Source organism: Carboxylicivirga mesophila, from assembly GCF_018271975.1.
Taxonomy (GTDB): Bacteria; Bacteroidota; Bacteroidia; order Bacteroidales; family Marinilabiliaceae; genus Carboxylicivirga; species Carboxylicivirga mesophila.
In genome coordinates, this window is the sequence record NZ_JAGUCN010000002.1 from 246,751 (window position 1) to 262,379 (window position 15,629).

Annotated in this window: 12 protein-coding genes; 5 read left to right on the top strand and 7 right to left on the bottom strand. The window is 41.9% G+C overall.

Annotated elements, in window-relative coordinates; all coding sequences use genetic code 11:
• The 3 genes from KEM09_RS02985 to KEM09_RS02995 form a co-directional block, all read right to left on the bottom strand.
• Complete coding sequence (locus KEM09_RS02985) at positions 1 to 624, bottom strand: ribonuclease H1 domain-containing protein (RefSeq protein ID WP_212225291.1); 624 nt, start codon at positions 622 to 624, stop codon at positions 1 to 3.
• Positions 625 to 662: 38 nt separating this feature from the next.
• Positions 663 to 2,819, bottom strand: a complete 2,157-nt coding sequence (locus tag KEM09_RS02990) for a S46 family peptidase (protein WP_212225306.1) — start codon at positions 2,817 to 2,819, stop codon at positions 663 to 665.
• Between the two features lie 147 nt (positions 2,820 to 2,966).
• Positions 2,967 to 5,117 (bottom strand): S46 family peptidase, encoded by a 2,151-nt coding sequence (locus tag KEM09_RS02995; protein WP_212225308.1) that lies wholly within the window; start codon positions 5,115 to 5,117, stop codon positions 2,967 to 2,969.
• 388 nt (positions 5,118 to 5,505) lie between these two features.
• Here KEM09_RS02995 and KEM09_RS03000 point away from each other — a divergent pair, with 388 nt between their 5' ends.
• The 5 genes from KEM09_RS03000 to KEM09_RS03020 all read left to right on the top strand — a co-directional run bounded on the left by KEM09_RS03000 (position 5,506) and on the right by KEM09_RS03020 (position 11,019).
• Complete coding sequence (locus KEM09_RS03000; protein WP_212225310.1) at positions 5,506 to 6,081, top strand: porin family protein; 576 nt, start codon at positions 5,506 to 5,508, stop codon at positions 6,079 to 6,081.
• Positions 6,082 to 6,202: 121 nt separating this feature from the next.
• Entirely contained in the window at positions 6,203 to 6,775 is a 573-nt protein-coding gene (locus tag KEM09_RS03005; RefSeq protein WP_212225312.1) for an outer membrane beta-barrel protein, read from the top strand.
• 268 nt (positions 6,776 to 7,043) lie between these two features.
• Complete coding sequence (locus tag KEM09_RS03010; RefSeq protein WP_212225314.1) at positions 7,044 to 7,640, top strand: outer membrane beta-barrel protein; 597 nt, start codon at positions 7,044 to 7,046, stop codon at positions 7,638 to 7,640.
• Positions 7,641 to 7,781: 141 nt separating this feature from the next.
• Positions 7,782 to 10,118 (top strand): TonB-dependent receptor, encoded by a 2,337-nt coding sequence (locus tag KEM09_RS03015; protein WP_212225316.1) that lies wholly within the window; start codon positions 7,782 to 7,784, stop codon positions 10,116 to 10,118.
• 4 nt (positions 10,119 to 10,122) lie between these two features.
• Positions 10,123 to 11,019 carry a DUF4249 domain-containing protein gene (locus KEM09_RS03020; protein ID WP_212225318.1) on the top strand — a complete coding sequence of 299 codons (897 nt, stop codon included), beginning with the start codon at positions 10,123 to 10,125 and terminating at the stop codon, positions 11,017 to 11,019.
• A 373-nt stretch (positions 11,020 to 11,392) separates the two neighbouring features.
• Here KEM09_RS03020 and KEM09_RS03025 read toward each other — a convergent pair whose 3' ends face one another.
• The 4 genes from KEM09_RS03025 to cysS all read right to left on the bottom strand — a co-directional run bounded on the left by KEM09_RS03025 (position 11,393) and on the right by cysS (position 15,549).
• Entirely contained in the window at positions 11,393 to 11,995 is a 603-nt protein-coding gene (locus tag KEM09_RS03025) for a ribonuclease HII (RefSeq protein WP_212188272.1), read from the bottom strand.
• A gap of 575 nt (positions 11,996 to 12,570) precedes the next feature.
• Positions 12,571 to 12,960: a GxxExxY protein gene (locus tag KEM09_RS03030; RefSeq protein WP_212225320.1), complete on the bottom strand. Its 390-nt coding sequence runs from the start codon at positions 12,958 to 12,960 to the stop codon at positions 12,571 to 12,573.
• 98 nt (positions 12,961 to 13,058) lie between these two features.
• The gene (locus tag KEM09_RS03035) at positions 13,059 to 14,063 is read right to left on the bottom strand and encodes a M28 family peptidase (RefSeq protein WP_244824787.1); all 1,005 of its coding nucleotides are present in this window, start codon (positions 14,061 to 14,063) and stop codon (positions 13,059 to 13,061) included.
• Between the two features lie 10 nt (positions 14,064 to 14,073).
• Positions 14,074 to 15,549 (bottom strand): cysteine--tRNA ligase, encoded by a 1,476-nt coding sequence (cysS, locus tag KEM09_RS03040; protein ID WP_212225330.1) that lies wholly within the window; start codon positions 15,547 to 15,549, stop codon positions 14,074 to 14,076.
• Between the last annotated feature and the right edge of the window lie 80 nt (positions 15,550 to 15,629).

Below are 15,629 nucleotides of genomic sequence, written 5' to 3' on the forward strand. Positions count from 1 at the left end.
CTACTTTCGACCGAAATCGGCAGGTATCTCGCCCCAGTTTTTGGTATCCCACTTAAGGATTTTCACCTTTATTGTGTTATTTTTTAGCCAGTCTTCAGCGCGTCTCACCAGCTCAAACAGCTCTTTTGTTTTGGGCATTTCGGCCAGTTTTGATTTACACTGTTTTTTCATGACCCATCCAATGGCAATCTTCGAATCGGAATAAATCGGCAGGTTCAACTTGTTCTTCTGTAAATACGATATGCCATGAACCAGGGCCAGAAACTCACCAATATTATTAGTGCCCAGGTTAAACTTCTGATGAAACAGCTGTCGGCCATCTTTGGTATATACGCCTTGATATTCCATCACGCCGGGGTTGCCGCTGCAGGCAGCGTCAACGGCAATGCTGTTCGAAATAATCTGGCTATGAGATGTAGCAGGTTTGCTTGTTTTGGCTTTAGTGGCAGGTACTATATATTTAGCATATCCTCTGCTAAATGCCGTTTGAGCTTCTTCCAAAGTGGCAAATCCCTTAAACTTGGCCGCTGGATAACCTTTTATTTGCGCCTGGCACTCGGTCCAGCTGTTATAAATACCAGGATTTGCTCCTACCCAAACTACGTAGTACTTGTTTTTTGCCATGAACAGATGCTATTTGCCCACAAATATAACCCGAAATATTATTCAGTCACAACATCCATTTCTTCAATCAGGTTGTGTGCCCCCGCCAATTTGTCGACTATCAGCAGTACATACCTGATGTCAACACAAATACATTTTTGCAGACGTGACTCATAGGCCAGGTCACTTGTCATGGCCTCCCAGTTGCCATCAAAGGCAACACCAATGAGCTGTCCTTTTCCGTTTAACACCGGACTGCCACTATTGCCTCCTGTAATATCATTACTGGTTAGAAAGCAAACTGGCATTTGTCCATCGGTCAACTGATAAGGGCCATAGTCTTTATTTTCAAAGATGATCTTTAGTTGCTGTGGTACCTGAAAATCTGCCAGCTCCTGGTTTTCCTTTTCGATAATACCACTCAGGGTAGTCAGGTATTTATATTTTACGCCATCTTTAGGTTCATAATCGCCTACGGAACCAAATGAAAGACGCATAGTGCTGTTGGCATCCGGATAATAGGCTCTCCCTTTATTCTGCTCCATATATCCCTTAATTAGCTGGCGTTGCGAGTCATCAAACTGAAGGAGTAGCTTGTCATGGATATCCATCATCTGGTAGAGGTAGGAAAGTACCTGGTATGAGAATACAATGGCAGGATCAGCAAAAAGCGCTTCCTCATCAGGATTGCTGAATAGCGCCATCACCTTGTCGGCACTGGTAAAGGCTGTTTGCTTGTATAGGGATTTGACAAAGCCGGAGAGATCATTCACATATTTTTTACCAACCAGCTCTTCCACAGGAGGCCTCAGACTTTCAGGTACTTCTTCCAGATAAAATTGCAGCATGGCCTCAAACACCTGTTGGTCTAGTGTTGCGTCGTAATCCTTATAAAGCGATTGAATTGTGTTAGTTAATTCATCCTTATTCGATGCCGAAGATGCAGCTTCATCTTCATCTGCTTCCATTAACTCCATAAATAAAGAGCTCGTTTCCAGCGCAAAATTAACTAACTCAGCTCCCTGAAGCATGGTTTCATCGGTAATGGTTTCAGCAAGGGTCAGTTTATTACCCAGCATGTAGGAGGCTTCTATTATTGATAAGGTCTTGCCATATTGGTTTAACAGCACAGAATCCTTTTGAATCCAGTTATTAAACGAGGCTTCTGTTTGCTCGCGTTGCTCAATAACCGATAGCTTTTCGAGCGCCTGATTTTGACCGATAGCGTATTTCCAGTAATTGCTCGACTCGGAATACTTAGCGGCATACTTAATATTAATGGCTGGTGAAGATTGCATAGCATCAGCCCATATGGCCTGCTTGATGCCTCTCACTTCAGCCACAATGGGGTTTATGACATCTTGAATTTCCTGAACGCCGTGCGAGGTAAGGTAGCGCTGTGTGTAACCCGGATATCCCATGGTCATGGTAAAGTCACCCTTAGTATAGCCCTGTGTATTTATTTTTAAATGCATTTTAGGCGTAAATGGGATATTTTCAGGCGAATATTCAGCCGGTGAACCATCCGGTGCGCAATATACCCTGAAAAAGCTGAAGTCGCCTGTGTGGCGTGGCCACATCCAGTTATCGGTATCGCCCCCAAATTTGCCAATAGACGATGGAGGTGTGCCAACCAATCTCACATCGGCATAGGTTTCGGTCAAAAATAAGATATAGGTATTGCCGTAGAAAAATGATTTTACGGTGGCTTCTAGTTTGCTTTTTTCAAAGGCCTCTACTTCAACTATTTCGCATATGCTGTCAATGGCCTGCTGGCGTTCAGCTCCCATTAAATTCTTTGCAGCCTCCTGGATGCGCTGAGTAACATCATGTGCTTCAATTAAAAGTGTGGCTGTTTTTCCGGGATTCGGTAATTCCTGCTCCAGTGATTTGGCCCAAAACCCATTTTCAAGGTAGTTGTGTTGCAGTGTGCTGTGCTGTTGTATTTCGTTATAGCCACAATGATGATTGGTTAGTAACAAGCCTTTGTCACTGATAAACTCACCAGTACAGGCGCCATCGTCGAGGGAAACAACTGCATCTTTGAGTGATGGTGCCGAGTGGCTGTAAATACTTTCAAAAGGTATCTCAAGACCTTTTTGTTGCATCATTTCAATTTGTTGATCACTTATCAGGAAGGGGAGCCACATGCCTTCATCTGCTTTAATAGCAGGCGATAGCATTAGTGTAGTTAGAAGGACAAAAATATTTCGCATTGATATAGTTAGCTTTTAATCGGGAGGCACGAAACTACAAGATAATAAGTGGGATTACTATTATTTAAATGTGTTTTTAAACAATTTTAACAAAAAAAAGCTGCCGGAATATTCCGGCAGCCCTTTCTATATCTTATCTGCAGCAGACTACTTAACCAATGTCATTTCATCAATCAGGTTAGTAGCACCGGCATATTTGTCGATGATGAACAGCACATAGCGTATGTCCACATTGATACATTTCTGTAATTCAGTTTCAAAAGCAATGTCACCACTCATAGCCTCCCAGTTGCCGTCAAAAGCCAGTCCAAACAGGTGACCTTCGGCGTTGATAACTGGACTACCACTGTTACCACCGGTAATATCATTGTTTGATGTGAAACAAACAGGCATGTAACCAGCGGCATCGGCATACTGGCCATAGTCTTTGTTTTTCCAAAGCTCTTTTAATTTAGCAGGCACTTCAAACTCGAAGTTGTCAGGATCTTCTTTTTCCATGATACCTTCAATGGTTGTGAAATGCTTGTAAATCACCCCATCCTTAGGTTCGTAGTCGCCTACTTTACCATAAGATAAGCGCATGGTGAAGTTGGCATCCGGATAGAATACTTTATCAGGCTGCATTTCCATCAAACCGGCAATGAACAGACGATTGTTTTTGTCAATAGCAATGGCACTTTCTTTCTCCATGCCTTTAATCTCGCGGTATTTGTTCAGTGATGACATACCAGCTATATAGGCAAGGTCTTTTTGTAGTACTTTCAATGAAGGCTTCTCCAGGAAAGCATTGAAGCGTGCCTCGTCCATGAAAACAGACTTGCTGTAAACATTGTCGGCAAATTTCTGGAAGTCACCCTTGAACTTTTTGTTGACATCAGCATAGAACGAAGGATGGTATTGTGCTTCAATATCATCATTGTAAAGCTTTAACAAAGCAGCAATTACTTTACGGTCTGTTTCAGGATAGTAATCTTTAAAGAAACCTTCGCCGGCTTTTTTCAGACCTTCAACAGCTTTGTTGATTTTTTCCTGGTCTTCTTCTTCCAGGGCTTTTTCCAGTCCTTGAGCATTTAAAGCAAAGTAAAAAACTTCGGCACCACGCAGCTGACATTCAAGTAAGAATGAAGTGGCTGACATAAAAGGCGCGCGGGCTTCATAGGCTTTTTCCAATTCGTTAAGCACATTGCCATACTTTTCTTTGCGCTGTGCATCATCATTTACCCAGTTCGTAAACTCATTCTCAAGTTCACGTTTGCTGCCAAGTACATTTAGTTTCTCTAAGCCGCGGTTCATACCAATACTGTTTTTCCAGTAGTTTGAGCTGCGGGCAAATTTTGAGGCGTACTGAATATTCACTTTCTCGTCGGCACGCATATCTTTTAACCAGATATCTTGCTTAATGCCACGAGGCTTAATGCGAGCATGGTTAATAATGTCCATGCGTTCTGTGATACCCCATGAAGTCAGGTAACGCTCGGTGCTTCCAGGGAAACCGATTGTCATGGCATAATCATCCATTTCCACGCCTTTTAATGAAACAGGCAGGTGATGGGCAGGCTTATATGGTTTATTATCTTTCGAATATTTAGCTGGTTTGCCATCAGGGCCGCAATAAACACGGAACATGCTGAAGTCGCCAGTGTGACGAGGCCACATCCAGTTGTCCGTATCAAAACCAAATTTACCAATTGATGATGGCGGTGCACCAACAAAGCGCACATCCTCGAATGTTTCATACGCAATCAGGAAAAACTGGTTGCCTTCGAAATAATCCTGTACTCTAATTTGGTACTCATTACCTTCTTTGGCTTCTTCAACCAGTTTAGCTGAAACTTCTTTGATTTTTGCGGCACGATCAGCTTCACTCATCTCATTGTTCAGCTCAGCCGTAATTTTTTCGGTTACATCGGTCATGTATTTTAAGAAGGTAACCGTTAAACCAGGAGCTGGCAGTTCTTCTTCCAGACTCTTGGCCCAGAACCCGTCTTTCAGGTAGTTGTGCTCAACCGAACTAAGCTCCTGAATATTGCCATATCCGCAGTGGTGGTTGGTAAGAAGCAGTCCCTGATCAGAAATCATCTCACCGGTACAGCCTCGTCCGAAAATAACGATGGCATCCTTTAAGCTGCTGTTGTTGATGCTGTAAACGTCTTCAGCCGAAAGCTGAAAGCCCATCTCCTGCATCTTTTCAATGTTTAATTTATTAATAAGTGGCAAAAGCCACATCCCCTCATCTGCCTTGGCAAACTGCACAAAACCCAGGCAGCTGATAAGCAATAATGCTGCAATCTTTCTCATAAATGTTGTCCTTTAAGATTTTGAAGTTACTTACAAATTTTAATTGTTATTATTGATTGTAAATGGGACAGTTATCAACAATCAAAGCTCGCTCAACTTTCAAACTCTGTTAATTTATTATCTAATTCTGACGGTCAAAGATATAATTTTCCATTAAATCTGACAGGGTCTTATATCTGGCCATTTTTTAGCGCATTGCTATTAACAATAAACCCCATGATTCTGTTTTTGTTGAAAATTAGATAGAAGTCATTAAACTTAGGACGAAAAGCATGTTTGTGATGATTAATAACACTTTTTTTAATGTTAAAGTAATATTTAGCTTATTTGTTTTACCATATAAAATCATATTTTCGTCGCCAGTTTATATTAACTTAATTAATTAGACATGAAAAAAATTTTAATGATTGTAGCCGTTATGGCATTTGTAGCTTCTGCTTCAGCTCAAACTACTTTTGGTGTTAAAGCTGGTGTAAACTTTGCTTCATTATCTGATGACTTTAGTGATATGGATTCAAAAATGGGTCTGGCTGTAGGTGCTTTTGCTAAATTTGAGTTATCTGAGAAATTTGCTTTCCAACCAGAATTATTGTTTTCTGCTCAAGGAGCAAAGCTTGAAGAAGGCGGTGCTGAAATGAAGATTAAAGCTAACTATTTGAACTTGCCTTTGATGGGTAAATATTACTTAGCAGAAGGTTTTAGTTTACAGGCTGGTCCTCAAATCGGTTTTTTGATGTCGGCTAACGCCGAGCTTACTGGAGCTGGCGAAGAAAACTTTGATGAAGATATTAAAGATGAAATGAAAGGTATTGACTTTGGCTTAAATTTCGGAGCTGGTTATGAATTGGAGAATGGTCTTGGTTTCGACGCTCGTTACAACCTGGGTCTAAGCAATATTATTGATTCAGATGAGGAAACTGCTAAAAATGGTGTATTCCAAATTACTGTAAGCTACGCTTTCTAATTTATAGGATCAAATAACTTATTTAAAACCGGCCTTGTGCCGGTTTTTTTGTGTCTATTGTTTATTAATATAATATCATTAGATTTATATGTACTTACTTATAAATCTAACACCAGACAAAATGAAAAAAATCTTATTAACTGTATTAATTATTGCCGGGATGGCCATTAACTCGTCTGCACAAACCGAAAAAGGTAAAGTGTTTATTATGGGTTCATCTGATCTTAGCCTCACTTCTACAACAATGACTTTGGAGTATGATGGTGAAGAAATGGGAGATGCAGATCTTTCATCGTTTAATTTTACACCTACCATCGGGTATTTTGTTGCAGATGGATTGGCTTTGGGTTTATCTTTCAATATTGAGAATAGTAAACAGGATGATATAACCAGTAACTCTTTGTTAGTTGGCCCAATGGCACGCTATTATATTGGTAGCTCCAATGTGAAGCCATTTGTTCAGGCAGGTTACTACTTTGGTTCACAAACCGAAGAAAATGATGTGGATGAAAGTAAAGCAAAAGCTACAGCCTGGGATATAGGCGGAGGAGCTGCAGTCTTTATTAATGAATTTGCATCAATCGATTTTAGTCTTGGTTATGGAGGAGGTACCGTTACCAGTAAAGAGGATGAAAAGATGAAATTGAAAGTTAAAGGACTGGCTGTTAATGTAGGATTCTCATTATATTTCTAAGAATATAATTTTAAAATATAAAAATGCCGGCTTAGTGCCGGTTTTTTTATGCCCATAGCAGGCTATGCTATTAACAAAATTAATCGGTGTGTATTGGTCAAAATAGGGCTAATTAGCAAACGGTTAGTGTGTAAAAGTCAAGCTGTAGTTGATGAAAGGGCTGTATGAGTTGATGAATGGATGAAAAACATTGATAAAAGATGTATGTGGGTATAGTAAATTATGTAATTTAGCCGCTCGTTATTTAATAACTAACACACATTCGAACATGAAAAAAGTTTTATTATTAGTAGCAGTACTTGTAGCAGGTATTGCTTCAGCAAACGCTCAGAGCGAAAACTACAAAGCCTTTAAAGTAGATGTAGGTACGCTGTATGCTATTCCAGGGGCAGAGGAAATGGCATCAGGTCTTGGTTTCTACATTGAGCCAAAGTACAACATGACAGATAACCTTGCATTAGGTTTAAAAATGGAATGGGCTATTATGGGTGCTGCAGATGAGTATGATGTTGATATTTCTGCATTAGGTACTTATCAACTTACAGGTGATTATTATTTTGGGGACTCAAAAGTTCGCCCATTTGTAGGTTTAGGCGCAGGTATTTACGCAATGGGTAGTGTAACCGCCTCAAATACACAAATGTCTATTGGTGGAGTTACTGTTGATGCTGGTGACTTAATGGTGGATGAAGTTATGCCTGAGTTTGGAACTAAATTTGGTTTTGCACCGCGCGCTGGTCTTCTTCTAGGTCATTTCCGTTTAGGCTTGGAGTATAATATCATAACAGGTATTGATGACGTGTTGCCATCTCGTAACTACTTGTCATTCAAAGTTGGTTTCGAGATTGGTGGTGGTAAGAAGTAATTTTTATCAACTGCATATAAGTATAAAGCCGGCCATGTGCCGGCTTTTTTTATTACTCGCCGCTGGTTGTTAAAAAAGCTTAATGACATACGGGTAAAGTTGTGTTGGCTTGTCAATAAGGCGTAACACTAACTTATACTTATGAGAAAGCTTTTTTTAGCAGCTATGGTGCTGCTATGCTGTTTTATTGGGCAGGCTCAATCAAAACAGTACACACTCAGCGGCTATATTACCGATGCAGGTAGTGGAGAAAAACTGATAAATGCCAATGTATACGAGGCCGAACAGCTTCGGGGAACCGTCAGTAATGTCTATGGCTTCTACAGTTTAACTCTTCCGGCAGGGCAGTATACCATTATTTATTCCTACGTTGGTTTTAAAGCCATCACCAAAACGGTTAATCTCACTTCGGATATGCAGTTAAATGTCAACCTCGATTATGCTGAGGCTATTGAGGAAGTGACTGTTGTAGGTGGAGCCGTTACCCATAAACAAACCGATTCGCAGATGAGTAAGGAGACCCTCAGTATGGAGGCCATTGAGCGCCTGCCTGCATTTATGGGGGAGGCTGATGTGATGAAAACCCTCCAGTTGATGCCGGGTGTGCAGTCGGGCAGTGAAGCATCAAGCGGATTATATGTACGCGGTGGTGGACCTGACCAAAACCTGATGTTGCTTGATGGTGTGCCGGTTTATAATGCCAGCCACCTCTTTGGATTCTTTTCGGTGTTTAACACCGATGCGGTAAAGAATGTATCACTCTACAAGGGTGGTTTTCCAGCTCGTTTTGGTGGGCGTTTGTCGTCGGTAGTCGATATTCGCATGAAAGAAGGGAATGAAAAAGAATTTCATGGCGGAGCACAAATCGGGCTTATTTCATCCCGTTTTTTTGCCGAAGGGCCTATTGTAAAAGACCGTACTGCCTTTCATGTGTCAGCACGTCGAACCTATATCGACCTGATAGCCCGTCCTTTTATGAATCAGGAGGAGACAAATGGCTATTTCTTTTATGACACCAATGTGAAGGTGAATCATAAATTTTCGGATAAGAGCCGTGTGTACCTAAGCGCCTATGCCGGGCGTGATAAGGCCTACAACAAATATGACGATAGCTACAGTTACGAGGGTAGCAGCTCCAAAAGTGAGTACGACAGTAAGCTGTTTTGGGGAAATATTACCACAGCCTTGCGCTGGAACTATATTTTTAATAATAAGTTGTTTGCCAATACCACTCTAACCTTCAGTGATTATCGTTTTAACGTGAGCGACCATTCTAAAAGCTATGAGAATGGCATCAAAGAGCAGGATACCTTTTATGAGTATAGATCGGGTATTGAGGACTGGAGTGCTAAAATAGAGTTTGACTGGTACCCTGCGCCACGCCACCAGATAAAGTTTGGGTCGGCCTATATCTACCATACCTTTAAGCCAGGTATTGAGGTTATAAAGGATAATAGTGAGGGGAGCGATATTGAGCACCGTACCATTGGTAACAACAATACCTACGGACATGAAATGAATGTGTATATCGAAGATGATTTTGAACTTACCGGACGCTTAAAGGCCAACCTTGGGCTGCATGCTTCGGCATTTAATGTGGAAGATACCTGGTACACATCGCTTGAGCCCCGCGCCAGCTTACGTTACCTGGCATCTGATCAGATAACACTTAAAGCGGCCTACTCCAAAATGCAGCAATACCTGCACTTGCTAAGCAACTCAACCATTGGCCTGCCAACCGATCTGTGGTTGCCTGTTACCAAACGTGTGAAGCCTCAGGTATCGCATCAATATGCAATTGGTGCTGTTTACGGTGGCCTGAAAAATATTGATGTTTCGCTCGAAGGATTCTATAAAGAGATGGATAACCTGATTGAGTACAAAGAGGGTGCGTCATTTATTGGCTCATCGCGCGGATGGGAAGAGCAGGTAGAGATTGGGCAGGGTAAGGCCTATGGTGTTGAACTGATGCTGAAGAAGGATGTTGGAAACACTACCGGATGGATTGGTTATACGTGGTCAAAAACGGAACGTCAGTTTGATAACCTGAACTTTGGCGAGTGGTTTCCGGCACGCTATGATCGCCGGCACGATGCCAGTATTGTCCTTAGTCATAAAATAAATGATAAGATAGACATTGGTACCACCTGGGTATTTGGCACTGGTAATGCCATAACCTTACCCACCTACGAGATTGAACGCATTGATGGAGGCAGTGATTATAATCCAACGGTTAAATACTACGAGCACCGTAACAACTATCGCATGCCCAATTATCACCGTATGGATGTGGGGATTAATTTCCATAAGCAGAAGAAGCGTGGTGTGCGCACCTGGAATATCAGTGTATACAATGTGTATAACCGCAAAAATCCTTTCTTTATTTATACCGGGCATAACGATGGTGGCAAAAAGGTGCTGAAGCAGGTGTCCTTATTCCCAATACTTCCATCAATCACCTATTCCTATAAATTCTAATAGTATGAGAGCGATATATATATTACTGGCGACTGCCTTTTTGATGAGCAGTTGCGAAAAGGAAATAGCCTACAAGGGCAAAGAGCTTGAAAATTTTATGGTGGTTAATTCGGTGTTATTGCCCGACTCGCTGCTCAGTTGCCGGGTAACCCGCAGCAATACCATCTTCGATGATGAGACGATAAAGGTAATTGGAGACGCAACTGTTGAAGTGTATCAGGATAAAGAGTTGGTGGAGGTATTGCCTTATTCGCCGGATGGGTACTACCGATCTGCTTCATTGAAAGCAGTGGAGGGGCAAAACTATTCATTTAATATTAGCCATGAAAGCTATGAAACCATCAGTGGTCAAACCAAAGTTCCAACCAGGGCAGATGCAATTATTCAATCGGCTGCTTACAATGAAAATACCTATATGTACGATGTTACACTCGCTATAACCGATCTGCCTGGCGATGATTACTATCGATTGCTGGCTTATGTAGATGATGTCATTTATGATTATGATGGTAATGTAATTCAAGAAGGATATGTAAAGGCATTTATCAATTCGTCTGATCCTGTACTTAATTTTAATAAGGTAAGTGGTGATGAGAGTGATTTTAGCGACTATCCTGATAATAACTACATGGTATTTGACGATGCATTGTTCGATGGGGAAACCTATCAGCTGCGTGTAGGTATCTCGTACTACGCATATGGAGCCCGACCAATGCGTATTATACTACAGCACCTCAATGAAGATTTATTCTTGTACTATAGCTCTGTGCAATCGCATATCTATTACGATGAAGACCCGTTTGCGGAACCAGTGCAAATACATAGTAACGTCAGTAATGGAGCTGGTATATGGAGTAGTGCGGCAGAGACTCTCATGGAAGTTGGTGAAGAGAATCGGTGATATTTTCCGCATCTTGTCTTTGAGAGATACTATAAAAGTACAATAGAGCCGGCCATGAGCCGGCTTTTTGCGTTTACACAAGCGTGGTAATGAATGTTTAAGGTTTAGTAGATGCCCTTTGTAAGCTCAGGTCACGGTTTAATATGCAAGTGTTTTTATATTTTACCCTATACTAAACCTTTGTTTAAGTATATGGTAAAATGTATTTAAGTATATACTTAAAATGAAAAACTAACTTGGAAATCTTCTTGAATACAGTTGTGAATAGCTTCTAAGGATAATGGATTTCAGCCTTACAGCAAGCTCTTTATCCAGGCAGTGCTATAGGCATGTAACAGAAGCCTGGAGGGCTGCCGAAAACCTGTAAGCAGTATTAAAACAAACTCATCTGTTCGTCCAGTAGGCGAAAGGTACGCCGGTGAATGGGGGATATGCCATGTTCTTTAATGGCTGCCCGGTGAGCTTTAGTGGGATAGCCTTTGTTTTTGTTCCAGGCGTAGTGTGGGTGCTGCTCGTGCATGGCCTCCATATACTCGTCGCGGTGCGTTTTTGCCAGCACACTGGCGGCCGCAATCGACAGGTATTTGCCATCGCCTTTAACAATGCAGGTGTGGTCGATGCCTTTGTAGGGGATGAAGCGGTTACCATCAATCAGCAGATGTTGTGGCTTGGTCTTAAGCTGATCAACGCTGCGATGCATGGCCACATATGAGGCTTTCAGAATGTTTATCTCGTCTATTTCCTGGTGATCGACAAAGGAAACGGCCCATGCCAAAGCTTCCTGCTCAATAATGGGGCGCAGCTTCTGACGTTGTTTCTCGGTCAGTTGCTTAGAGTCGTTTAGCAGCTCGTGTTTAAAGTCGGGAGGTAGAATGACTGCTGCCGCCACCACCGGCCCAGCCAGGCAACCGCGCCCGGCTTCGTCACAACCGGCTTCTATCAGGTCTTTATGTAGGTAGGAAAGTAAATTTGCCATGGAATTATTATTAGTCAGTGGTCATTAGATGGAAGTGAGGATATTTTAGGTGTTTTTAGCGCAGAGTACGCAAAGGTCTCAAAGAAAGAATAGTAAAAAGCTTCGTCTTCTTTTAATGAATAAAGTTATAGTGTTTATATGTGTTTTTTGATTTCTCTTTAAACACTGCGGTTATTTGTTTTAGCAAATAAATGTATTGCTTCAAATTATTTACCGCAGAGCACGCAGTGGTCACAGAGAAAAAAGAAGTAAAGATCTCCATCTTTTTTTATTGTTTGTTACAAGTTGATTTAAAGTGTGTTTATTTTCTTCATTTACTCTTTAGTCTCAGCAGTTAATTAATATTGGCAATACATTATTTACCGCGGAGAACGCAAAGATTGCAGAGAATAAAAATCTCCATCTTTTGTTTTGCTTATATACAAGTGTGTGTCTTTTCTCCTTTTGCTCTTTAAACACTGCGGTTATTTATTTTAACAAATTAGTGAATTGCTTCAAATCATTTACCGCAGAGTGCACAAAGGTCGCAGAGAATAAAATGCTCAAACTTCTTGTTTTTCTAATGGTTTTGTTAATCAGTTTTTATGGTAATTATTCACAATCCGCTTTATGCCATCACGCAGCATAGTAACATTGAAGTTAAGTATCAGTCCAATTTGTTTATTGGACATCTTGAGATAAGATAATATCTGAGCAATATGTAAGTTGTTTATCTCATTAACAGCTTTAAGCTCCACAATTATTGTATTATCAACTAATAAATCAATGCGATATCCACATTCCATTTTGACTTCATCATAAATCAATGGCAGTTCTTTTTCTTTCTCAACCTTGTGGCCTTGCTTCTTCAGTTCGTAATACAAGCATTCCTGATAGGCCGATTCTAGCATGCCTGGACCTAGTGCAGAATGGACTTTTAATGCGCATTCAATTATACTTCGTGTTATGTCATTTGGATTGGCCATGGTTAAGTAATCGTCATTTTCATCAAAAATACAAAGTAATCATTTGTTAGCTTTCTCCTTTTACTTCTTAAACTCAGCGGTTAAATATTACATTCAATCTACTTCTCACTATAAACCACCTCAAGCACAGTTTGCCCAACTGCTTTCAGCGTGTTTTTATCAATGTTGTCCATATTATCCTCATGCGTATGCCAGAAGCTACCGAAGCTGGTTGGCGACGATGGGTCGTGCTGGATGATGTCGATGCATGGGATATTCGTCAATTGATAGACGTATACATGGTCATCTGTTATCATGCCGCCTTGGTCGTAGGCAAAATACTGTCCGTAGCCCAGGTCAGAAGCTGTGTTCCATACTCTGTCAACCAGCTCAGGCGCAAATTCCAGTGAATAGAGTTCCTTGTAGAAAAGCGCGTTTTTAGCACCTACCATGTCGAGCAATATGCCGTATCGAGCTGTATAATTGGGCTTATGCGGGTTTTTTCCCCAGTATTGCGAACCCAGGCACCAGGTGTCTTCCTTGTATTGTAAATCAAGATGATTGGGTTGGCCATAATCCTCAGCATCAAAAAAGATGATGTCGATGCCAAGGTGGTGGCCTGCCTGGCCAATCTGACGGGCAATTTCCAATAATACTCCAACGCCACTGCCCCCGTCGTTGGCACCATCAATAGGCGTGTTGTGTTTCGATGCATCCTTGTCATAGTCAGCAAAAGGGCGTGTGTCCCAATGAGCAAATAAAAGGATGCGGTTGTTTTTTTCAGGATTGAACTGTCCGATAATGTTTTTGGCTTTCAGCACGGTGTTGTCAAAAGCCACCACATCAGCTTCCTGAACAATTACATCGGCACCAAAGCGCTTCAGTTCGCCTGCCAGGTAGTTGGCGCAAGCTTCATGCTCAGGTGTATTGGGTACACGAGGGCCAAAAGCCACTTGCCGGGCCACATAGTTGTATGCCGAATCGCCACTAAAAACAGGCGTTGTTATTTGAGTTGCTTTGTTGGTAGAAATGGTTGATGTGTTATCCGATTTCTTTGAGTTACAGCTAAAAAAAAGCAGGCTGGCAACCAGTGCCAAACCTGCTGTTGTATGTTTTAATATCATCTGCATCGTATTATTTTATGCTCCATTCAAAGCCGTCCTTAGTGTCTTTAATCTCAACGCCTAAAGCCTGCAATTCATTGCGAATCTTATCGGCAGTGCCCCAGTCCTTATTGGTCTTGGCATCTATCCGTAAGTTAAGCAGTAAGTTAATGGTTTCGGATAATAACTCATCATTACCTTCCGACGAACCTGAGGTGTTAACTGACAGGCCTAAGATGTCAATCACCATATCGTGCATCAGTTGCTTCAACGTTAGCAAATCTTCAGTAGTCAGCGAAGCTTTACCGGCCAGCATGCTGTTAATGCTTTTTACCGCATCAAACAGGTGAGCAATCAGAATTGGTGTGTTAAGGTCATCGTTAAGCGCTGCATAGCACTTTTCCTTCAGTTCTGCAACGCTGAATGAAGAACTGTCAGACGCCTGCAGTTTTTCCAGATTGGCCGTAGCCTCCAGTAAACGTTCCATGCCTTTTTGAGATGCCTGCAATGCCTCGTTTGAAAAGTCAAGAGTACTGCGGTAATGCGCCTGCATAATAAAGAAGCGAACGGTCATTGGGCTGTAGGCCTGGGCCAGCTTATCGTGTTCCCCTGAGAACATTTGTTCCAAGGTGATGAAGTTACCCAGTGATTTGCCCATTTTCTGGCCATCGATGGTAATCATGTTGTTGTGCATCCAGTAACGGGCCGGTGTGTGACCATTGGCTACAGTGCTCTGTGCAATTTCACACTCGTGGTGCGGAAACAGCAGGTCCATGCCGCCACCGTGTATGTCAAACTCTGTCCCCAGGTACCTGGCACTCATAGCCGAACACTCCAGGTGCCAGCCCGGGAATCCATCGCTGAATCGAGATGGCCAACGCATAATGTGCTCAGGAGCCGCTTTCTTCCATAAAGCAAAATCAAAGCTGTTGCGCTTTTCGGTTTGCCCGTCCAGTTCGCGGGTAGTACTTAGCAAGTCTTCAATGTTACGACCCGATAACGCTCCGTAATGATTGTCTTTGTTGTATTTTTCTACATCGAAATACACCGACCCATTACTCTCGTAGGCCAGACCTTTGCTTAAAATGTCTTCAACTATTTGCAGCTGCTCAATGATATGACCCGATGCGCGCGGCTCAATGCTGGGCTTCTGCACGTTCAGCAGGTCCATATAGTAGTGGTAACGATCGGTATAGTACTGCACCACTTCCATGGGTTCCAGTTCCTCCAGGCGTGCCTTCTTGGCAATCTTATCTTCACCGGCATCAGCATCGTTTTCGAGGTGACCCACGTCGGTAATGTTACGCACATAGCGCACTTTGTAACCGCTGTGCTTCAGGTAACGAAATAAAATATCAAAAGTGATGGCCGGACGTGTGTGACCTAAATGCGGATCGCCATATACCGTTGGCCCGCAAACGTATAATCCAACGTGCTTGGGATTGATAGGCTGAAACTCTTCTTTCTTACGCGAAAGGGTATTGTAAAGGTATAATGTATTCTCCATGCTTGCTGAAACCTAATCGTATTGTTTAAACAAGCCGCTAAATTACAAAAATCTGAGAGAAAGAGGTGCTGAATGCTATT